The sequence below is a fragment of the Bradyrhizobium sp. SPXBL-02 genome, assembly GCF_051853065.1.
Lineage (GTDB): Bacteria > Pseudomonadota > Alphaproteobacteria > Rhizobiales > Xanthobacteraceae > Bradyrhizobium.
The window spans coordinates 2,061,805-2,083,503 of sequence record NZ_CP182474.1 but is presented as its reverse complement, the minus strand read 5'-3'; the positions used below and the strand labels follow the sequence as shown (position 1 = coordinate 2,083,503).

General features: G+C 59.6%; 16 protein-coding genes and 1 pseudogene. 3 read left to right on the top strand and 14 right to left on the bottom strand.

What is annotated here, in order from left to right; all coding sequences use genetic code 11:
- Nucleotides 1-47: 47 nt before the first annotated feature.
- The 9 genes from ACNJYD_RS09570 to ACNJYD_RS09530 form a co-directional block, all read right to left on the bottom strand.
- Complete coding sequence (locus tag ACNJYD_RS09570) at nucleotides 48-1,796, bottom strand: hydantoinase B/oxoprolinase family protein (protein ID WP_439366129.1); 1,749 nt, start codon at nucleotides 1,794-1,796, stop codon at nucleotides 48-50.
- Nucleotides 1,793-3,868, bottom strand: a complete 2,076-nt coding sequence (locus ACNJYD_RS09565; RefSeq protein WP_439366128.1) for a hydantoinase/oxoprolinase family protein — start codon at nucleotides 3,866-3,868, stop codon at nucleotides 1,793-1,795. The genes ACNJYD_RS09570 and ACNJYD_RS09565 overlap by 4 nt, the downstream gene beginning before the upstream one ends.
- 41 nt (nucleotides 3,869-3,909) lie before the next feature.
- Nucleotides 3,910-5,175, bottom strand: coding sequence for a Glu/Leu/Phe/Val family dehydrogenase (locus ACNJYD_RS09560; RefSeq protein ID WP_439366127.1), 1,266 nt, complete (start codon nucleotides 5,173-5,175; stop codon nucleotides 3,910-3,912).
- A gap of 391 nt (nucleotides 5,176-5,566) precedes the next feature.
- Nucleotides 5,567-7,282, bottom strand: a complete 1,716-nt coding sequence (locus ACNJYD_RS09555) for an acetolactate synthase catalytic subunit (protein WP_439366126.1) — start codon at nucleotides 7,280-7,282, stop codon at nucleotides 5,567-5,569.
- The gene (locus ACNJYD_RS09550) at nucleotides 7,279-8,655 is read right to left on the bottom strand and encodes an aspartate aminotransferase family protein (protein ID WP_439366125.1); all 1,377 of its coding nucleotides are present in this window, start codon (nucleotides 8,653-8,655) and stop codon (nucleotides 7,279-7,281) included. The genes ACNJYD_RS09555 and ACNJYD_RS09550 overlap by 4 nt, the downstream gene beginning before the upstream one ends.
- 1,165 nt (nucleotides 8,656-9,820) lie before the next feature.
- Nucleotides 9,821-10,366 (bottom strand): PCC domain-containing protein, encoded by a 546-nt coding sequence (locus ACNJYD_RS09545; protein WP_439366124.1) that lies wholly within the window; start codon nucleotides 10,364-10,366, stop codon nucleotides 9,821-9,823.
- A 1,081-nt stretch (nucleotides 10,367-11,447) separates the two neighbouring features.
- The gene (locus ACNJYD_RS09540) at nucleotides 11,448-12,338 is read right to left on the bottom strand and encodes an amidohydrolase family protein (protein ID WP_439367443.1); all 891 of its coding nucleotides are present in this window, start codon (nucleotides 12,336-12,338) and stop codon (nucleotides 11,448-11,450) included.
- The gene (locus ACNJYD_RS09535; RefSeq protein WP_439366123.1) at nucleotides 12,301-12,804 is read right to left on the bottom strand and encodes an amidohydrolase family protein; all 504 of its coding nucleotides are present in this window, start codon (nucleotides 12,802-12,804) and stop codon (nucleotides 12,301-12,303) included. Before ACNJYD_RS09535 ends, ACNJYD_RS09540 begins: the two co-directional genes overlap by 38 nt.
- 26 nt (nucleotides 12,805-12,830) lie before the next feature.
- Nucleotides 12,831-13,175, bottom strand: coding sequence for a DUF2891 family protein (locus ACNJYD_RS09530; RefSeq protein ID WP_439366122.1), 345 nt, complete (start codon nucleotides 13,173-13,175; stop codon nucleotides 12,831-12,833).
- 775 nt (nucleotides 13,176-13,950) lie between these two features.
- Here ACNJYD_RS09530 and ACNJYD_RS09525 point away from each other — a divergent pair.
- From ACNJYD_RS09525 to ACNJYD_RS09515, 3 genes and pseudogenes are all read left to right on the top strand, one after another.
- Nucleotides 13,951-14,369: pseudogene (locus tag ACNJYD_RS09525) on the top strand (DUF2891 family protein).
- The gene (locus ACNJYD_RS09520; RefSeq protein WP_439367442.1) at nucleotides 14,275-14,478 is read left to right on the top strand and encodes a hypothetical protein; all 204 of its coding nucleotides are present in this window, start codon (nucleotides 14,275-14,277) and stop codon (nucleotides 14,476-14,478) included. Before ACNJYD_RS09525 ends, ACNJYD_RS09520 begins: the two are co-directional and overlap by 95 nt.
- Entirely contained in the window at nucleotides 14,418-14,585 is a 168-nt protein-coding gene (locus tag ACNJYD_RS09515) for a DUF2891 family protein (protein ID WP_439366121.1), read from the top strand. The genes ACNJYD_RS09520 and ACNJYD_RS09515 overlap by 61 nt, the downstream gene beginning before the upstream one ends.
- A 1,430-nt stretch (nucleotides 14,586-16,015) precedes the next feature.
- Here the strand turns inward: ACNJYD_RS09515 and ACNJYD_RS09510 are convergent.
- From ACNJYD_RS09510 to ACNJYD_RS09490, 5 genes are all read right to left on the bottom strand, one after another.
- A complete protein-coding gene (locus ACNJYD_RS09510) occupies nucleotides 16,016-17,188 on the bottom strand; it encodes an ABC transporter substrate-binding protein (protein WP_439366120.1) in 1,173 nt (390 codons plus the stop codon).
- Nucleotides 17,189-17,863: 675 nt separating this feature from the next.
- Entirely contained in the window at nucleotides 17,864-18,196 is a 333-nt protein-coding gene (locus ACNJYD_RS09505) for a hypothetical protein (RefSeq protein WP_439366119.1), read from the bottom strand.
- Between the two features lie 304 nt (nucleotides 18,197-18,500).
- A complete protein-coding gene (locus ACNJYD_RS09500) occupies nucleotides 18,501-19,391 on the bottom strand; it encodes an MBL fold metallo-hydrolase (RefSeq protein WP_439366118.1) in 891 nt (296 codons plus the stop codon).
- Nucleotides 19,388-20,557, bottom strand: a complete 1,170-nt coding sequence (locus ACNJYD_RS09495) for a CaiB/BaiF CoA transferase family protein (protein ID WP_439366117.1) — start codon at nucleotides 20,555-20,557, stop codon at nucleotides 19,388-19,390. Before ACNJYD_RS09495 ends, ACNJYD_RS09500 begins: the two co-directional genes overlap by 4 nt.
- Nucleotides 20,558-20,642: 85 nt before the next feature.
- On the bottom strand, nucleotides 20,643-21,593 hold the full coding sequence (locus tag ACNJYD_RS09490) for an HpcH/HpaI aldolase/citrate lyase family protein (protein ID WP_439366116.1): 951 nt from the start codon (nucleotides 21,591-21,593) through the stop codon (nucleotides 20,643-20,645).
- Between the last annotated feature and the right edge of the window lie 106 nt (nucleotides 21,594-21,699).

The following is a 21,699-nucleotide window of genomic DNA, read 5'->3' as shown; positions in this document are numbered from 1 at the left end:
GCCTGGTGAGCGTTTCCCTTATCGGCCTTTCAAAAAGTCGATTTGGTTCATGCTCTTCTTTCAAGGTTCCTAAGCTGCTGCCGCCGTACGCGCGTTGCCTCTTCATCGATTTGCAGATCTTTGCCTGTCAGAACAACTCCGTAGTCTGCCTCCGCCTTTTCACGGCTCACCATTCCGTCGAGCACGTCGTTTAGAACTTCCTCCGCAGGCCGCAGATATGGCGCCCCGAAGCCGCCACCGCCGGCGGCCTTGATCGTGAGTGTCAACGGGGGCAGCCGCTCGACACCGAAACGGGGCGGCACGTATGACGAACCATCCTCGAAGTTGATCGAACAGCTCCCGACGTCCGCGGCATGTCCGCCCAGGACGCCAAAGGACGTCGGATTGCCGTTGCCTTCGCCGCGAAACGAGTACTCTGCAGGATACTGTACTTTGACCGTTGCTACCGCACCGGTGCCGCCCCGGTAGCGGCCCGCGCCACCGCCATCAGTAACAAACTCCTGACGCTCAACAAGGAAGGGATAGCTTGTTTCGAAATCTTCAACATCGGGCAATGCGAGACCGCCGAGCGTGGTGATCTGCCCCATGACATTGAATCCATCTCGGCCTTTGACGGCGCCGGCTCCAGGCTGCGCCAGCCACTGATATGCAACGTAGTATCGTCCGCTGTCATCTGTCCCGGACGTGTTGCAATGCGAGATCCGGCTCCAGCCTGCGCAGCTCAATTCAGGAGCCGTTGGGCTCAATGCCTGCCAGATCGCATGGATGATTTGATGCGCTGGATAGGTGGTCGCAGAGGTGACGGGGGCCGGCGATTTCGCGTTGACAAGCGATCCCTCAGGGGCCTCGACGCGAACGCGGCGAAAGACGCCATCGTTACGAGGGATGTGTGCACCAAGAAACGAGACCAGCCCAAAGAGCACGGCTGATCGCGTATTCGCCAGTGAGCTGTTCTTGAAGCCGCGCATCTGGGGGCTTGTGCCTGCGAAGTCCACGAGAACTCCGTCCGGCCCGATGGTAATGGCCGTCTTAATGCGTGCGTGTGTGGCCTCGAAGCAATCGTGATCGAAGAAATCCTCGCCCGTGTACGTTCCAGGCCTGAGTTTACGGATCGCTGCGAGAAAGCTTTCCTCTGCCCAGTCGAGCAGCGATGCGAACAATTCGTCCAGTCCCTCGGCTCCCATGGGGCTTGCCATGTCCTGAACACGCTTGGCGCCGATTTCCGTGGAGCCCAGCATGGCGCGGAGATCGCCGTCCAGAAGGTCGGGGGTCCTCGAGTTCAGAAGGATCAGGCGCCAAAGATCATCCTGGATTTCTCCTTGTGAGACCAGCTTGATGACGGGTATGCGCAGCCCTTCCTGAAAAATCTCCTCGGCTTTCGGATTGTACGTGCCGGCCGCTCCGCCTCCGATATCGGATTGATGCGCACGATTACAAGTGAACGCGACGAGCGCATCGTTCAGGAACACCGGTCGCATGACTGTGAAGTCCGGCAGGTGATTGCCGCCGGCAACATACGGATCGTTGGCCAGAAAACAATCGCCGGGATGGATGCGGTCCCCGAAAGTTTCCATAAGCCGTGTCAGCGCAATCCCACCTCCCCCGGTATGAATTGGAATGCCGTCGGCTTGGGAGACGACCTGCCCGGACCTGCTTCCGATGAAGCAGGAAAAGTCGTGCGACTGGCTGAAGATCGGGCTTCGCGCGGTGCGCGCCATGACCCAACCCATCGTGCGACAGATATGATCGAGTTGCTTCTGGCCGAGTGCCAAGCTGATTGGATCGATTGCCCTCATGCCTTGCCTCCTTGAGCCGGAACAGCCAGCCGAACAACGAAGTTGTTCGTCGCGTCCACTTCCAACCTGTCATCCTTTCCGATGAACACGGTGGTCGTCATATCGTTGATGACTGCAGGTCCACTAAGATGCGCGCCTGGCCGCAGATCTGAGCCTTTGTAGACGTTTGCATCTACTGCTCCAATCTCCGGACTGACGTGGATGCGGCGTTTGCCAGAGGGGGGCGGAACGTAGTCGGTTACTGGCATTTTCTGGATCGAAACGCCCGGAAACTGGCGAGATCCGCTGACACGCAGCGCGCAGGTCATGATCGGTGAATGCTTGTGAGCGTGGCCATAAAGGAGACTGTAGCGCTCCTCGTAGTTCGCGACGATGCTATTGATATTATCATCCGCCCACTCGATCGAGAGCTGAGACTGCTGATCCAGGTAGTTGAGATCGATGTAGCGGGTGAAACGCGGATGGCTGCCAGCCTCGCCGTATGCCATGAGACGTGTGCGCAGCGCGATTTCCAGCTCGTGCGCAACACGCTCCAGATCCTGAAGGGCCTGCTGATTGAAGGGCCGGCGGATCGTTCGGACCTCGTCGAGGCGCACGTCGGAATTGAGCATGCCGAATGCGCAGAAGACGCCCGCAAGCCGCGGGATGTAAACGTTCGAACAGCCGAGGCTTCGGCCCACGGAAGATGCATGCAACGCGCCGGCACCGCCGACGGCAACGAGCGTAAAGTTGCGAAGGTCAAAGCCACGCTCCGCGCTCACATGCTCCACGGCATGCCGCAAATTCTGGTCCATCAGCTCGACGATGCCAAGCGCGGCCGCTTCGGGCGCTAGCCCAACGGTATCGCCATAGACGCGCTGCAGCGCCTGCCGGGCCGCCTGATCGTCGAGATCGAGCGTGCCGCCGGCGAACGGTCCCGGGGCAAGACGGCCGAGGACGAGCTGGGCGTCAGTATTTGTCGGGTTTTGTCCGCCGCGCCGATAGCAGACTGGGCCAGGCACCGATCCGGCGCCATCGGGCCCGAGCGTCACCATCCCGCCAGCATCGAGGCGAGCAATGCTGCCGCCGCCTGCGCTGACAGAGTGAATGTCTACACTCGGCACAAGGGCGAGGTATCCGGCAATATCGATCCGGTCGGTCGAATGGACGCGCCCCCCTTCCATCAAGGCGAGGTCGCAGCTCGTCCCTCCCATCTCCAAAGAGATCAGATTATCGGTGCCCGCAGTCGCCGCAACATGTCTCAGCGCACCAACCTGCGCCGCAGGGCCGGACAGAAGCAGGCAGGCCGGATTACGCGCGATTTCGTCAACGGACGCGATCCCGCCGTTGCTTTGAATGAGGAGCAGCGGACCGAACAGTCCGCTCTGGCGCAAAATACCTTCCAGAGAGCGCAGGTAAGGAACGACACGCTTCGAGACATAGGCCGCGAGCACCGTCGAGGACGTGCGGCCATATTCACCAGCGTAAGGGGAGATCTCGTGGGAGCAGAAGATCGCATCCGGATCCCACTCCACCGACAGGATCTCCATGGCCCGACGCTCCTGCGCGCCATTGATATAGCTATGGAGAAAGGACACCGCGACACAATCGAGGCCGGCGGTCTTGAATGCCGCTGATGCCGCCTTCACCTCTGCCTCGTCCAGCGCTGCGAGTTCACGCCCATCCCTATCGAGACGCCCGCTAACCCCCAGACGCCAGCGGCGTGGCACCAGCACGTTCGGGAACGCCGGACGATGGTTCCAAGGCTCCTCGCGGATGCCCCGCCGGATCTCAAGTGTGTCGCGAAATCCCTTGGTCGTGAGAAGGCCGACCTTAGCCCCCTTGCCTTCGAGTACCGTGTTCGTCGCAATCGTCGAACCGTGCACGAGCATCGCGCAGCCGCCAAGCAGGTCCTTCGTAGCAAGGCCAAGGCGCCGCGCAAGCCCTTCAAGTGCCGCCATCACGCCAGCTGTGGGATCGTCAGGCCTGGAAGGCGACTTGAGGACCTCGATCTGGCCGTTGCAATCAATAGCCACGACATCGGTAAACGTGCCTCCGATGTCGATTCCGATCCGCCAGGGGGCAACAAGCATGGGTCTCTCCGTTTCGGTACGATGGGTCGGAACGACAGTCATTACGGAAAAAGGCCTCGGGTACTCTTGGCTGATTGCACAACACTCACGCCGATTGCCATGGCCGCCATGCGATGAGAAATGCCGTCGCGTTTGGCGCGGGCAATCACTTGTTGAAAGGAGCGCTCGAGAATCCGGTAGAGGCGGTCGAACACTTCGGCCTCCTCCCAGAATAGCCGCTGCAGATCCTGCACCCATTCGAAATAGCTGACGATGACCCCGCCTGCGTTACAGAGAATATCGGGCAGCACGAAGATCTCGTCGTGTCGTCGATCCAGTATGGCGTCGGCTTCGGGCGTCGTTGGACCATTGGCGCCCTCTGCAAGAATGCGGCATTGTAGCTCGGAGGCATTTTCGCCCGTAATCACCTGCTCCATCGCAGCTGGTACGAGCACATCGCACTTTTGCAATAGCAGCTCCGAAGGCTCTATCGTGCTCTGGGTCGAAAACCCCGCAAGCTGGCCTCGCTTAGTGATGTGTCTCTGTAGCTCGGCGACATCCAGCCCCGATGGATCATAGTATGCGGCAGTGTGATCGCTGACCCCGATAATTTTCACGCCTCTCTCCGCAAGAGAATAGGCAGTCACTGACCCCACATTGCCGAACCCCTGGACAATTGCCGTCGCATTGCCTGCCTTGATCCCAAGATGATCAAGGGCCCGGCCCACAAGATAGGCGACCCCGCGCCCGGTCGCTTCGCGGCGACCAAGTGTACCTCCTGCCGAGACGGGCTTTCCGGTTACGATCTCGTTGATCGTCTGGCCTTGGTACATGGAATAGGTGTCCATGAACCAGGCCATGACCTGCTCATTCGTACCCATGTCCGGCGCCATGACATCGGTGTGCGGCCCGACAAAGGGTATCATCTCCTGCATGTAGCGCCGGGACAGCGCTTCGAGTTCGCGCGGCGACAGCGTGTACGGATCGACGGTTATTCCACCCTTTGCTCCGCCATAGGGAAGTCCCGCCAGCGCGCATTTCCAGCTCATCCAAACAGCCAGTGCAGCGACCTCGCCGACATCCACTGAGGGAGCGAACCTTGTGCCGCCCTTCGTTGGCCCGAGCGTCAGGTGATGCTGTACCCGGTAACCCTGGAAGACTTCCGTTCGGCCATCGTCCCGGTGAATGGGGCAGGACACTGCGATTGCGCGCTTCGGATAAAGCAGCCGATCCCTCTCCATTTCCGGAATCTGCAGGTGATTGGCCACCTGCTCGAACTGCTGCCGAGCCATCTCGAAAACGGGACCGCCATAGATTGAACTACTCATCGTCAGTCATCTCATCGAACTGGATCTAACGCCCGACCGGAGAGCTCAGTTTTTAAGAGAAGAAGTGGCCGCCCCATAAAGGGCGACCAGTTCGCATTCGTCGAGGGAGGAAAGACAGTGAGGACGGAGGATTGAACACAGCGTGCTCGGTGAACAATCTGCGCACGCTCCGCCACGCGATATCTCAGCCATTCTCATGTGTCGATAAACGACCATTTGGATCTCGTCTTTTCCAGGCGCCATATTGGCTGCCTCATTGGCCGTCGGCGATCAGGCGCAGCAAAGTCAGCGGGCTCCCGGGAAGCTCGCCCATAGACGAGGCCTCCCAGGGCCCCTCGAGTTCTCCTTCGACAGAGCAGATACCTGATGAGCGTCGACACACACGTGTTTCTCAAACGGACGCGAGAGCTCGATCAAGCGTCCCGTCGAAAAGCGAGATGGGCGGATGAGCCGATGGATCGGTCACCACCTCTATCAACCACGGTCGCCGCTCTGTCAGCGCAAGGTCGAGCGCCTTCCCCAGATCGCCGGGCGCTGAAACCACGGCGCCGCCGCATCCGCACGCGCGCGCGATCGCTGCGTGATCAACAGGCGAGAAATGGCAGGCTGTCGTGTAGCCGCCAAACTTCACCGTCTCTGCATCTTTTTGAAATCCCAGAATGCCGTTGTTGAGCACGATAACGACGACAGGCACATTGCTGCGGACCGCAGTTTCAAGTTCGGCCCAACTGTGCGCAAAGCCGCCATCTCCGACCAAGGCTACGACAGGGCTCGCGGGCCGCGCCAGCTTGGCGCCGATAGCAAGTGGCAGCCCCCAGCCAAGTCCCGCCAAACCGCGGGGCGTGATAAATCGCTGGCCTGCCGTTCGGCCACGAAGCTGACCGACAACCCACATCGACGAGTAACTTGCGTCGGCGACCACGATTGTTTCCGGCGCCAGACGCGCCTGGAGTTCGTGCATCACACGCTCAGGCCGGATTGGGCTTCCATTACTGCCCGAAAACACGGAGCGCTCATTTTCGAAAGTCTTCCAAGCCGCGGCGATACGTTTCTCCAAGCCGCCACGACTATCTCGACGCAATGAAAGATCGACCTGTTCGATCGCACCGCAGAGTGCCTCCAGCGTTGCCGCAGCATCGCCAACAAGACGCGTCGCCTCATAATTTCGCCCGATCTCCTGGGGGTCGACATCGATGTGGATGACGCGCGCATTTGCAGGAACTTGTCGCCAGCTGTCAGTGCCATTCTGGTTGGTGCGCGTCCCGACCAGGATAACGAGATCCGCCTCTTGCAGGATCGGCAGAGTGTGTTTGCCAAGCGAGCGAGGACCGACCAGAACGCCAAGGACCCCCGCGGAGAGTGGGTGCGTTTCGTCGACCGCGCCTTTGCCCATGGTCGTGGTAAATACCGGCAAATGCGCGATGTCCTGCAACTTGGCTATCGCAGCAGCCGCGGCGGGAGATGCAACACCGCCCCCGGCGAGGACGACGGGGGCCTTTGCTGCCGCAATCGATACGGCCGCCGCGCGAATCACCGCCTCGCTGGGGCGCGGCCGATCAATTGGCCATTCACCAAAGCTCGACCGGCGCTCACGATTTGAAGCGGGCGCTTTTTCGCGCAACAGATCGGCCGGCAACAATAGGACAGCTGGCCCCGGCCGGCCGCTGCCGGCAGCGACAAAGGCCGCATCGACATAGTCGTCGATGCGATCTGCGGTGATGATTCGCCGCACAGATTTGGCGCACGACGAAAATAGCGCAAAATGATCAAGCTCCTGGAAAGCATTGCGGTCGAGCTGGTTACGCTCCACCTCCTGCACCAGGGCGACGATGGGAATACTCGCCTTGTATGCCTCGGCGAGAGGGGGGACAAGCAAGGTTGCCGCAGGCCCGTTTTGAGCGGCAACGACGGCGATCTGACCTGAAACGCGCGCAAAGCCGTCGGCCATCGCGCCGCCCATGTTCTCCTGTCGGTAGGAGAGCTGTCGAATACCGATTGCTTCGCAAGCAAGAATGACGGCTGACGGCAGGCTTTGGCCGAAGATCACCTTCACGCCGTGACGCTGCAAAGCGAGGGCAATACGCTGCGCAACTGTTACTTCGGTCACTTCTGCACCTCAATGCCGTCCAACTGGTTTTGACGATTATCGAGAAAGCCTTCGAACACCTCGATAATGATCTCAGCGTCCGCGCGAGTCATCGGTGTCGAGAGCGCAGCAGCGGCGCCATATGGCAGGATGATGCCATTAGAAGCAAAGAAGCGCGTAAGCTCCTTCATGAGCGCCGCTCCGCTGGGAGACGGAAACGCATCGCGATAGTCGATCGGCGGCTGCGCCATGGGATGAATGCGAAATAGTGAGGCGGCGCCCGTCACGCAGAGCGAGACTCCCTTCTTTTCGATAGCTCGACTAATTCCGTGTCGTACAAAGTTGCCAAGCACCTCAAGATGGGCAAAGGCCGCATGGTCCAGGTGCCGCATTGAGACAAGGCCAGCGGTCATCGAGAGGGGATTGGCAGAGAACGTCCCGCCCTGCGGAAGCAGGGGCCGGCCCGCCGAGGCATCAAACACCTTCATCACGTCCTCGCGGCCACCGATTGCGCCAATCGGCAGACCTCCACCGATAATCTTGCCCATGGTGACGAGGTCCGGAACGAGGCCATAGCGTGCGGCAGCCCCTTCAAAACTCTGCCTGAGATTTAAAACCTCATCAGCAATCAGCAGCACGCCGTTGTCACGTGCAGTCTGTTGAACCGCGGCAATGAATTCCGGACTAGGCGCAGTCAGTCCGCCGCGGCTTGGCATCGGATCCAAAACGACAGCCGCGAGATCGCGCGCATGCAGCGACAATAGCCGGCGCGCACCCTCAACGTCGTTGAACCGGAGTACAACAACTTCGCCGAGAACACTTTCAGGCACGCCACGATAGAGAGGCACAGACTTGGGGGAAGCAGGATCACCCCAGTTATCTGCCGTCGCCGCCTGGCTCACCTCGACCCAATCGTAGGCGCCATGATAAGCGCCTTCGAGCTTGGCGATTCTTGAACGACCGGTGAAGGCCCGAGCAGCCTTGACGGCAAAGAGGACGGCCTCGGTTCCCGTGTTGACGAAACGAACCCGATCAACCCGCGGAATCCGGTCGCAAAGCAGCTCTGCCAGCGCAATTTCTCCACGTGTCGGATTTGCAAAGCAGTTGCCGCGTTGCAGTTGATCGGTCAAAGCTTCGACAACAGGCGCGAATGCATGACCATGGATCAAGGTCGTGAAGTTGCAGTTGAGATCCAGGAATCGCCGGCCATCGATGTCGAACACATAGCTGCCCGATCCGCGCTCGATGTAGACCGGCTCCGGATCCCGCTCGACGGTGACTCGCGAGGTCCCATCAGGGAAAACAAGGCGTGCCCGAGCAAAGCTGTCTTTTGAGCCTTGCCCAGCACGCGCATATTCTGTCGCTTTATTCGAACTTGCCCGACCCCGTGTCACGATATCCTCGCCGAATTCGATGAAACGCGTGAACTCCTGTCCACGGACGACGGCTAAGACTTAACCAGACACGACCGATCCAGCATTCACGGGAACGAGTTTACATAACCCGAAAGCTGAACCCCTTCGATTTCAGTCGCTATGCAGACCGAATCCTGCGGATTCGGGCGCAAATCGATCTCTTTTCTTCACAGACCAGTCGAATGGCTCCGAAGATGAAGCATTTCAGGTGGCGATGACATTTGAGGAGGAAATGTCCTATCCTCGTAAGACCCGCCATTCCACTGCAGCAAGCCATAATCAACACTTTCCTGAGTATCAAAGCACTTACAATAGGTCTCCATCCGGACCTTAACTGGATCGAGACTGATGATGGCAATGTGCGATGTTTTGATGCTCCGGCGCGCCCCATGCAAGCGTGCCTGGCGGCTGAGTTGATCTGATCTCCAATCACTGTCTCTTTCCAATCTGTAGCCTGCAGGTCGAAATGCAGTTTCACAGCTTCGCGAATCTGACGTTCGAGCCGGGGATCGATCGGGAAAGAGTGATTGACGGGCGCTTTGCACCGCAAATGTACTGACGCCGCAGCCCAAGAACTTCGAGTATGCAAAGTCCGCAAGAAGCAACGAGTCATTGAAAAAATACGAGAAGCGGCTTTTTGATCAGAACAAGCGCGCAGAGCACTCCTAAGTACGTGGAAGCCGAGACAATACGAGCAGAATCTCCGCGATCAGGCCCGAAGACTAAGTGGTAGAAGATCGTGAGCAGGGCGGCGAGCGGGGTCCGCTCCATTCGTCCTTGCGCCGCGCACGAGCCTCTGGTCGACCGGAGTGACGGGGAGCGTCGGCAGGCTCATCATCGGCATGAGGATGAGGGTCGTGCCGAGGATTACGTCGAATCCTTTGTGGAGCATGCAGACGTAGCTCATTGAGCAGCAACTCGACGCGGGCGGCACGCATGGTAATCGCGCTGACCTGAGTCCTTCTTTCATCCAGGAATGAGCAAGGTCCCAGGTTGATTTGGTTCACCAAACCCTTCGGCCACGATCCGCTCGGTCTCGAGCTTCGGCAGGGCTATGCCCGGTCACGACGTAAGCTCCTCGAGCGGTTGGTGATCCACCGTCGAAAGCTACGCCGCGTTCCTTTCCAGCCTCCTCGCGCCCCACCTAGGCCGGTACGAGTTCGTGATAGTAGCCACTCTTGTCGTAGGTCGCCCTCAAGATGACCCCTGAGACCTTTGCGATAGCGACTGTGAAGTATCCAGTTCCCACGTATGACCCCTCCATGAGGTGCCCACAGACCGTCTGGGAGGCGTTCGTCACCGTAATATGAACGTGGATATAGGGTGTCTTGTGTCCCTCCCAGCCTCCGGCACCGAAACCCGTGTGGCCGCCGCCCCGGGTAAGCGCTGGCGAGGGTTTTATCGAGTCGTCAGGGACCCAGCCCATCCCGATGATGCCGTGCCCGCTCACCTCTAGCCCACCCGGAATTTCAACAAAGTCAATCCCGGCTATTCCTGTTCCCGGTCGTGGCTCGTGGGGTTCCCGCTGTACCCTAACCTTCCTCATGTAGCCGGTCACGTCCAGAAGGACTCCTGTCTTGACATCCTTTTGTTTGCAGATGTCCCAAAGAGCTCGAAGAAGGTCTTCGCCTTCCTCGAGTTGAGCGTAGATGATCTCCTCGATCTTCCCACTCATCATTTTCCTAGTCATGTCACAGATCCCTAAGTGATTAAGGCAAAGCGCGTGAATTCCTCACGCCCTTGAGGTCTTTTAAAGGGGGCCGAGGTGTGAAGCGCTGCGGAATGCTATGGGATTCCTTAGCCGAATTTCCGCAATGCGCGGCCTCGCAAGCACGAAAGTCTCCGCCTGAGCCCGAGAATTCGAGGCTTTTATGCGATCAAGCGTCGCTTCTAGGTACACGAGCGTCTCCAACTCCCGAGCAATGGCCGAAGCGCCTACGATCGAGATCACCGGCGTGTTCGGAAGACCGGCCTGGGCGCCGAGGGCCATCGGATACCCCAGCCGAATCCGGCGAGACCTCGAGGCGTGAGGAACCTCTACCCTGCGCTCGTTTTGACGCAGGCGTTCATCCACACCGAGGAATAGGTTGCAGCATCGGGCGTCAGAGCGCTCTTCAGCGCTTCCGATGATGCGCTCCAGCCGGATCGGGCGAGAGCCAAGGAGATGCGCAGAGGTTCCCCTCACTCTCCACCTGGCGGGCAGCCCTGATGGACTTCTGGATCTCACGGGCAGCTCGGAAGAAAAGTATGACGGACTGCTGCCGACGAGATGCGGTGCGAGGAAGCTTGAAGACGAGAATGTCAAGCTGCGCAAGCCTCGCAAGTCTTCCTCTCGATTTTGGCAGCTGGAGGTTTGAAGCCCGACACCCTACAGAACTCTCCACCGGAAGCCGAAGCTAGCTCGGTCCGGAGACTGCCCTCCGGACCGGTGCCCCGTTTGTGGAAGTCCTTCCGCTGAATGGTCCGCTGGGATCGATCGCCCCCGGAGCGGCACGGCCGATCGGAGCCCCGTTTTCCGCGCCCCGCATCCGGTGACGAAGAGTGGGCTCCGCACTGATAGGCCCGAACCCGCACCCTCACGAACGAAGAGTTGAAAGCGCTCTGGCGAGCCGCCGATAATCCCAGCGAGCTGTGGATGCGAGAAGCGCTATAGGCCGATGCTGGTGAGCGAGCCAGTCGGGATCCGCAACAAGCTTTGCCTGGTGATTTTGCAACAGCGCGCAAAGCCGCCGGCATAAAACCGGCGACATCATTTTACTCGTCGCGGTGGCTCATTCTGAGACTCCTGACCCATGAAGACGCAGCTCGTTCTTCACGACGCGTCCCTCCTTCATCACGAATTTGACACGCTCCAGCTCGCTGATATCCTTGAGAGGGTCTCCAGCTACCGCGACGATGTCCGCAAACTTGCCGGGTTCAATCGTGCCAACCCGGCCCTGCCAGCCCAGCATTTCCGCGGCGTTGACGGTCACCGCTCGCATGATGTCCAGTGACGGCATGCCCTCGCGACTCAGCTCCGTGAACATGGTGGCGGAAGCCTCGCCGCGAGTCTTGCCGGGAAAGTACAAATACATGTCCGATCCCGCGGCAAACTTCACGCCCGACTTTAGAACCTTCTGCACAAGCGCCGCGCCGGCGTTGCGGCCCCAATCGTCGCGCGCAACGCGCCGGGCGCGGAATTCCGCCGAGAGCCACGCAGGCGAATAGACCGTCTCCCAAACCCACGGCGTTATATCGAAGAAGATGCCCTTGTCCCGCATATCCTTCAGCTGCTGATCCGTGGCTTCGTCTCCGTGTTCGATCGAGTCTACGCCGGCGTCGATCGCTTCCTGGATGCTCGCTCGGTCATGGGCATGCGCAGCTACTTTCATTTTCTGGCGGTGCGCCTGCTCGACCACCGCGGCGAGGCTGGCTGCGGATATGCCGTCGCCGAGAATGACTTTGATCTGGTTGGCGCCCTGGAAGGCGTTCCTCTGTACTGCCGCGCGCGCCCCATCGGGGCCGTCGACGATCAAAACCTCGTGGTCTAGGATCGCGTCGGCGAGCGCGGGGTTCAGGTTCCTGAGGAGGGAGCCGCGCGCAATCAGCTTTCGTCCGGACGCCAGCAGGTGAGGCCCCTCGACCTTACCGGCGGTTAATTGCGTCGCGAAGCTCGGTATCACCGTCAATGCCAGAGTTCCCAAGATTCCTTACGGTCGTGAAGCCGCTCTCCAGGTCTTCGCGTGCGAGCTGCGCAGCTGTGAGCACGCGCTTTTGCGGCGATTCCACTATGGCGAGAAGCAGATCGGGTGCGGCATCCGGGTTCCACCGTCGGGTGAGCTCCGCGTCTGGAGGAATGACCACGTCGAGGAAGAGATGGGTATGGCTGTCGATCAGGCCGGGCAGGAGCGTGACCCCGCCCAGATCCAACACTCGGGCCTGCGAGGGCGCGCGGACCTGCGCCGGCGGCCCTACCTCAGCGACCTTTCCGTTTTCGATCAGGACCGCAGCCGGGGAAAGTACTTCTCCGGATCGCGGATCAAGAAGGCGGGCGGCCTTGAGGAGCGTTACGCCTCGCCCATCATTAGCCACAGCAGGGCTTCCGCTGAGCAAAACAGCACATAAGGCTAGAGCCAGCCACTTGAGCATTGATGTCCTCCCGATCACGTACAAAATCAGTGTGGTAGCGCTGTGAAGTTCTGAAACTCGATCTGCGCCTGTTGCTCTAGGAGCCAAGCCCAGCCGTACGGCCAATTGTAGCCGCGCGTTGACACTGGCGGGTGGGGACTCCTCAGCGCGCCGTCCAGCCTGGCTCGGATCTCGCCTGCAGCCCGTAGGTCCGCGAAGCGTTGATAGTGGGCGTGGACAGAGTCAAAGCTGCCGAAGATCGGATGCAGCGCGCGTGGCCCCCTTGGGTCAATCGACCCAGTCAGCACGTCGGGGTGGAGCTTGTTCAGGTATTCGCCGTCGACGTGATCGAGCCCGATCGCCTCGGTTCCTTTGGGTGTCAACTCGCTCATTCCGCCTCCCACCCGCACATCGCTCCGCAAGAGCAATGTGCACCACGTCAAGCATAATAGGATCGCGGCTGCGCGGGGTTTACGCGAATTCACGTCCCTTTTAAGGGAAATAATTCGGAAATGATGCGCGGGACGCGTAGGGCCGACTGTCGCTGGCATGCCGGCGAGATGCAGGACGAATAAGGGACTCCGCATTAGGTCCGCGAGCTTGCCGATTAAAACCCGATTCACCCAGGTATCCTGGATCACCGCCTCGTGCGGCGTGGCTTGAGAAGCGCAGGAAAGTGTCGGGCTCGGATCCGCAATTTGGAGATCTCTAGTGCGGTCGGCATGACATTAGCGATACCGATCCGCCAGTCGCTGAACTCACCTTCGAGCCGCCGCCGCTGGTACTCGAACGATCTTGCCTCCGACGGGATCACCTTGCACAACGTGTTGCGCGATACCTTAAGTGCCCCGGCGTGGGCGAGCATCTCGCCGGTGTGCAGAGTGATTGGCAGCCCAGTGCGTCACACGCATGATCCACGAACAATTTCCCTTATCAAGAAGGTGAATTCGCGCAAATCCCGCGCAGCCGCGATCCTATTATGCTTGACGTGGTGGACATTGCTCTTGCGAAGCGATGCGCCGCCAGCCGACGAAGGCAATATTGAGCAAGATGACAGCAGAGAGGGCGGAGGCTTCGCCAGGATTGCCCTCAGTCACATAGGGCGTGAGTACCCAGCCAGATCATCACATCGCGATTGGGCCGGACGATCTGAAGTGACCACGCGCGCTGCATCCGATCTTCTACGGCAGCTTAGACTGGCACTCGTCCGTCCACACCCACTGGCGCGCCTCTATCGGCGCTTCGTTGGCCTCCGGGTCGCGGGCGAGATTCGCGCTTGGTTAGACGGCGCCCTGACGCCTGACAAAGTCGCAGCCGTGCTCGCCTACCTCAATCGGCCAACATCGACGCGCGGCTTCCAGCGGCCGTACGGCTGGGCCTGGCTCCTGATGCTGCAGGCCGAGCTCGAGACGCACGTGACGGACGAGGCCGGCACTTGGCCGAGGCTCTGCGTCCTCTGGCGGAGCGTTCGCGGCGCGCTTCCAGAGCTGGCTGCCCCTGGCGATATACCCGATACGCGTCGGCACAAATGCAAACACGGCGTTGGCCCTCGTGCTGGCAAGACGTTACGGGCCCGCCGCCGGTGACCGCCAGTCGCCGAGACGCTCGCGGCTAGCGCCCGGCGCTGGTATGGTATGGACGCCGCGGGCCAAGCGTGGGAGCCGAGCGGCACCGACATCCTGTCGCCTACTCTGATGCAGGCCGAGTGCATGCGCGCATTGCTCCCCCGCGACGGCTCATGGCTCGGGCGCTTCTGCCGGGCTTGGCGCGCGGCGAGCCAGCGACGCTGTTCACGCCGGTGACGATCAGTGACCGGAACGACGGGCTGATCGCCCATCTAGGTCGGGCTCAACCTCAATCGCGCGTGGTGTTGGCGGCGTCTTCACGGCGGCGGCGCCTCCGTCGCTGAGGCCCAGGCTCGAAGAAGCAGGCTACCGTCACCTTGACGCAGCTCTTCCGCACCTCGCCCAGGCGAATGGATAGTACTGGCTCGCCAGCTTCTCGCACTCGACGATGGCGACTAGGTCTGAGCTTTCAGGAGGTTGTAGACGGTCTGCTTTTTTCCGCCTTGCCGTGATAGCGGGTTCGAAGCGCTCACAGCAACTCGTGCGGCATGCCGCCCAACCTCAAACCGGGCTGGATGGCGACGCAGCAGCGCAGCAGGCCGCTCAAGAGCGTCCAGATCAGCCGGCTGAGGGGCCATCGAGGAGCGCCGGATGATCTTGGGTCGGCTCATCAGTGAACACCACCTGGACGCGTCGAGCAATTACCATGAGCTTTACGCCGCGAACGTGCAACAGCGCTTTGCCGCGCTGCGGCCTACTGGCCCGCCAGGCGTTCTCACAACAACCCGCGTGCCGATGCGGCAAGACGCGAACCCCTGCCGTCGCCGAAGCCAAGCTGCTGATGGAATCGAGCGAGACGCATAGTTCGCTGGGCCTGCACGACTGGCGTCGATGATCTATAACTTCGCGCGGATCTCGGCGGCCGTTCGGGTCAACATCCGGACCTCCGAAGACCGCCGGCCGCTCGTGGCTAAGGTTGCACGAGAAAAGACTGCAAGGTGCACAAGATGCCCGTACACCAACGCTGGAACAGCACGAATTCTACCAGTTGGGCGGGCGCCGCAGGAGGCGAAGCGCTTCTTCGCTCAACGCGCGGGTGCGCCGGTGAGCTCACGTTCGAATGGCTGACGCGTTTCGATGCCCACGCGATAGCGCGCTGGCGCCAACACCGGCGGCGCGGCGAAGGTCGGCAATCACTCCTTCAGCGGGGCCGGCGTGATTACCTTCCAGCTTAACGACGGCTGGCTCGAGTTTGCCCACGAGATGGCCTATCTCGCCGCCGTTCGGGCAATGACCAGATCACCCTAGATCCCTTCGCAGACTACATCCGCGCACGCAGCGCATTGCCGCAAAGCAGCCCGTCAAGCGATGGGGTAGAATTAGCACAAACACGAGCGTAGTCACCGTAACACTCATCTCTAGCGAGACGCGTAACACGATGATGTAGAAAAGGGGTGCGGGAAATTCGCCAAGTCTGGTTTGGGATTCCAAGCGAAGGTCACAGAAGCCCAAGGAGCGGCACTACTAAAGAACTGAACCTCCTCCCAATGAGTGGGCACCTGTCGTAGGCTTGATAACCCAAGAAAGATGCTTCCAGGCAGTACACCAACCGGGCCCACTATGTAGGCTCGGCGAGGATGCCGACTCAGGGCCGGTAGCGGTTCAGGCTATTGTGTCCGCCATGCCAGCCAACGCTCCTGGACGTGGTCCGCGTTGGTCTTGCCGTCCGGACGTTTTGCAAACCACCAGGCCACGTCGCACCGGGCTGTTTTCGCAGCGTTGTCGGGGTTTATGCTAATCAGAGGCGTCAGTTCGGCTGGCAGGTGCCTTAGCTGATTTACATTGGGGCCGGGATAACCGGTCCCTTGCGTAAAGGCGGCCGCTATTTCGGCCCGATTCACAAATGCGATGAATTTCTGTGCGTTTGCGCTGTTCGGCCCCCCCTTAAGAATTGTCCAGTAGTTATCGACTATCGCAGCACCGTCCCATATCATGCGAAGAGGGATCCCCTTTTTGATGGCTGCAATGGCACGGCCGTCGGGGGCGCTCGTCAATGCATATTCTCGATTGATGAGCAGCTGTATGGGCTCCCCTCCCGCCATCCACCACTTGGTAACATACGGCTTGATTTCATCGAGCTTCTTCAGCGCCCGGTCGACCTTATCATTGGTCAGTTGGAAGAGACCCTTTTGCGTGGAGCCATCCGCGGCCAACGCAGCCGCTAAACTACCAATAGAATTGTAGACGCCGAGCCCCCTCGGACCCGGAAACTCTTTGACATTCCAGAAATCTGCCCAGCTGTTGGGGCCGCCCTTCGGGAAAGCGCGTTCATCGTAAACAAGCACAGTTGCGTTTTGATACGCTAAGACCGCGTCAGTAAGGCGAGCAGATTCCGGCACACCTTTGAGGGCTTCATTGTCCCATAGGCTGTAGTCGATGGGCATAAACGCGCCAGCCTGCTGGAGTTCCGAGTAGGCCGGAAAATAAGCATTGGGCATGGCGATGTCCCAGTCGACCCGGCCAGCTTCGCGCATAGCCTTGATCTGAGGCTCGGCATTGTCAGCTGTCGCATCGACAACCCTAATGCCCGTCGCCTTCGTAAAGGGGTCACAAACATACTTACGCAAGTTCTCCACAAACGAGCCGCCTGCGCTGCTGACCACTACTTCGCCACTCCCGGCGAGTTTTTCCTGCCCGAAGGCTGCAGTGGCTTTGGCGACAAACGGTGCACTCAATAGGACCGAGGTTGATTGGAGGATCGAGCGCCGGCTCACGCGACGGCACTGAAGTTTACGAGACATCCGCTCTGACACGATTTCTCCCTTCTTTTGGAAGCTCACGCTTGGACATCAACGACTCAAGCTTCGCGCGTTACCTTGAGCCTGAGGGAACCGTAGCTCGTCGACAAAGCGGGATTTTACCAATTGTCGACCCTACGTGGATGAAATCCCGCACTTCTGCCCGGCAAGTAGACGGTCTTGACAATATGACCGCTCAGTTGGCGACTGAGCGGGAGCAATAAAGGCTCGCCAAGCCTGCAGGCTCCCGCATCATAGCGCGAAGCAAGGCCAGGCTGCAGCCGTAGGCGAAAGGATACCTCAGCACGAACGGCCGTCACCGCAACACTGATGTCCAGCGGGACGCGCAACACAATTATGTAGACAAGTGGCTCAGAAAATTCGCGAGCGATCAGTTAGGCATCCCAAACGGAAGCAACAGAAGCCCGGCACAACAAAGGGCACGACAAGGAAGCCCAGAAGAACGTTGGCTGACCATCCACAGTGGCGGCGGTTATTGTGCCCGCCATGCTAGCCAACCTGAATGTGGCCGAGTTAGTCTCGTGGGAACATTTCGCTACAAACCAGCGATTGTTGAACTGGAATATCTTCGCCGCATTGCGGGGTTTATGCTTTGGGTTCGACGAGACCGCATCTGACGGAATGAGCCGAATTTCATGAATTATCAGCGGCTACTTCGACGAAAATTCTGCGTTTCCGCCCTAGCACGCGGACAGTTTACGTTGCGCTCAGCTTGGCAACAGAGCGAACGGCAGACTCAGCATGAGGACGGGACCGAAATCTCTTGCATGAAGTGAGAGTAGCCGAACACCGAAGCTGCTGGCCGACCGCGAGCGATACCGAGACCACGAAGTATGTCAGGTGACCTCCGCCTCCACAATCTGCCTGACCCGTGGCGTGGCTCGTCACAGCGTTCACGAACGCGGCGTCTGCCGCGCCGGCGGTCGCATTGCGACCGATCACGGTACACGGACCATTACATGGGCTTATTGAGCCAAAAGCGACCTCCGAAGCCGGCTCGTCCAATCCATCGAAGGTGGCACTCAACATATCGAGGATGCGTTTGCTTGGCCGCTTAGACGGCGCCAGGAGCCAATTCTGTTGTCCCGATGCTCTGTAACACCTCGGCAAAGGCGCTGGTCAGGTCTGACTTCCCGGCCTGCATAAGTTCTTCCCTGTGCAGCAAGCGTTCGTGACGACTGACCTAGATGAGCGGATCCAGGAGGATGGTCGGACGAAATGCAGCCATTCGCCAGCAGATAGCTCGAGCAATAACGCCCCCGCCTTGCGTATCAGATGGCCGAGGCGGAAACCGCCCGCTGATCGAGTGCGTGAGACGGGATCAATTCGGCCTTCAATCCTCGTCAAAGCGAAAACGTGTGTGGCCCGCCTCGCTCACCACGCGCCCTACGGTGGGGGCGGCAAAATGGGTCGTCAGCAGCTTCGTCGACGTGTCGATACACCGGGTAATCAGGTCGCGTATCACTTGGCTTGCCGCCGCGTTATCGTAGCCATCGTTAACCCACTCCGGCCGGGCCAACTGGATGGGGTGGTGGATGGCATCGGCGCTAAAGATCGCATCCCGAGACCGCGAGCAGAGATAAAGGCCGCAGTGATGCTTGGTGTGACCGTGGAGGGGCATGTAGCGGACCTCGTCCGGCATTTCGTTCTCGAAGCGATAGTCGTCTTCCACGAACGTCGCCAACCCGCGGTCCACCACGGGCAATACACTGTCGTCCCACGACAGCTTCCGGTACGGCTTCACACTACCAGTCTTGAAGGCGTCGCGCCACCATTCGAATTCTCCTTTGCTTATAAGGTATCGGGCGTTTGGGAAGGTGGGTACCCATTCACCGTCCTGCAGCCGCGTGTTCCAGCCGATGTGGTCTGCGTGCAGATGAGAGCACATGACGAAATCGACCTGCTCGGGTCGGACGCCCGCGCGCGCGAGGTTCTCGAGGAAGGGTGTCCGCATTCGATGCCATTCGGGGTAATACGGACGCTCCTTGTCATTGCCGCAGCACGTATCGAACAGAATCGTATGGTGGCGCGTGCGTATTAGATACGCATGCGATCGCCCTTTCAGATTTCGCGTTCCCGGTTCTACGAGACGAGGACCCAGCCAGTGCTCGTGTTCTGCAACGCCCTCCGGCGTCGCCCCTACCAACATGTCTCCCGGCGCGATCGACCAATCGTACTCGGGGATCGAGTCGACGCGAATATCTCCGAAGACTTGTGTTTTCACGCTGTAGCTCCCTTCGCTCGAAGCATGGCGATCTCATGTTCGTTGAATCCGAACTGGGTCAAGATATCATCCGTGTGCTCGCCGAGCATCGGGGCACGTGTGGTAGGCCGATCTCCCACACCCATCTTCACCGCTTTGGTCATAGCTCGGTACTTGCCGATCTTCGGGTGTTCGTGCTCGGTGACGAGCCCCTCCGCGAGGACTTGAGGGTGGTCGAACATGTCCCCGATCCCTCGGATTGCGATGCAAGGGACCTGGCCAAGCATCAGCTGCTCCCATTCCAGCGCGGTGTGCTGCATTAATCCCCCTCTGATCAAGGGCCTGATCTCGTCCCTCAGGGCAGTGCGCTTCACGTGGGTATCAAAGCGGGGATCCTCCCCCAAGTGCGGAAAACCAAGGTGTTTGGAAAGGTTCTTCCAAAATGGCAGAGTGGTGGCTTGCAAGAAGAGGTAGCCGTCCTTGGTCTCATATATTCCCTGGATGCCTGGCCCCCACCAACGGTCGATGTCGCGAGGCTCGCCATCGGCCCAAATGAACTGGCCAGCCTGCAACGAGAGGGCAGACCGCAACAACGAGGCCCTCACGTGCTGTCCTTCACCAGTCCGAAGCCGATGAACGAGGCCCGACAAGATCGCGATCGCGACCATTGACGATGAATAGTAATCAACGATCGAGCCCTGCAGGATCTGCGGTACGCCCCCGCCCCCCTGCATCGCGGCCAAGCCGGTGAAACACTGAAGCATCGTGTCGAACCCGGGGTGGTCCCGAAGAGGCCCGTCTTCGTTCTCTCCGTAACCCGTGAATGAGCAGTAGATGAGGTCTGGACGCCGGCTACGCAGTGTCTCGTAATCAATGCCAAGCCTCTTAGGGACAGAAGGACGAAAGTTATGCACGACGACGTCGGCCTGCTCGACCAGCCGGTAGAAGGCCTCCAATCCTTCAGGACGTTTAAGGTCGAGTACGATCGAGCGTTTGCCCCTGTTTGCTCCGATGAAAGATCTATTTTCATTAGGCAAGCTCGATGGATATTGACGACCCATGTCACCGGCGGGCGGCTCTATCTTGATGACATCCGCTCCTACATCACCAAGAAGAGTACAGCCATACGGCCCCGCAAGGTACTGAGTAAGATCAAGCACAACTATTCCTTGAAGGGCTTCCGGCATCTTTTGCTCTCAGGTTCAGGTATGATTTAACTTGCAGCGAATATCGATAACGGCCGCGCGCGAATGAGCGCCCGGCGCTCACCTATTAGTAGGCCGGAATTTCGATCTTCGGAACGTCGCCGATATTCATTCCCGCCGCCTCGGCCTTCTTGAGCACGTCCATAGCCGCGCGAACGTTTGCAAAGTCGACAAGCTTTGAATTGTAGCGAACCGCGGCTTGGCCACGAGCGATACCCTCTGCAAGCGCCGATACGACTCCACGCGCCTCATCCACCTCCTCTTGCGAGGGCGAGTAGATCTGATTGATGATCGGGATGTGACTGGGATGGATCGCAGATGCAAAGGAGGCGCCCATACGCTTTGATTTTTGGCAGTTCCGACGCACAAGATCGAGGTCGTTTAGCCGCCCCGTCATCGCGCCTTCGATTTGCACGATCCCAGCGGCGCGCGCCTGGAGAACAGAGTAGGCTCCGAAGGCGACCCCCTCGACGGCGTCCTCTTCGTCGAACTGCAGACCGAGAGAGCGCCCCCCATCGCCTCGGGGGTTTGGGCCGGTCGCTGCACCTGCCCGCCTCACGCGCTGCGAAGCCATGCAAATCTCGTACAGCCGGTACATCGCCAGAGCAGTTTCAGGATATGGACAAATCTCGATTGAACCAACCGGAAGCCCGCGAGACCGCTCCAGCTCGCCTAGGACGAGGTCAAGCGCGGCAACGTCTTCCGGGTCCTCGGCCTTGGACAGCATCACTCCGTCGAGACCGTCAACGACCACCGCGCTCAGGTCATCGATCAGGCATCCCGTCCGCCATGCGTTGACTCTTACGAACAGCCCGACTGGCTTGGCTCTCAGCTCTTTGATGGCTTCGGCGACCGCAATGCGCGCCGCCGGCTTCTCCGCGATTCCAACCGAGTCCTCCAGATCAAGGATCAGCGCGTCAGAGCCATATTTCGGCGCCTTCAACATCCAATCGAGCTTGTGTCCCGGCACGAACAACATCGAGCGATAACACTTAGCGTCGCGAAACGTCTGAGGCATACGCTCCTCTTAAGTTTTAACTTCTCTGACCCATGCTTCTTATAGCTACCTCTCCATGTGATTTGATGGAATTGACCTCCCTTTGCAGCCGAATTTCGGCGACAAA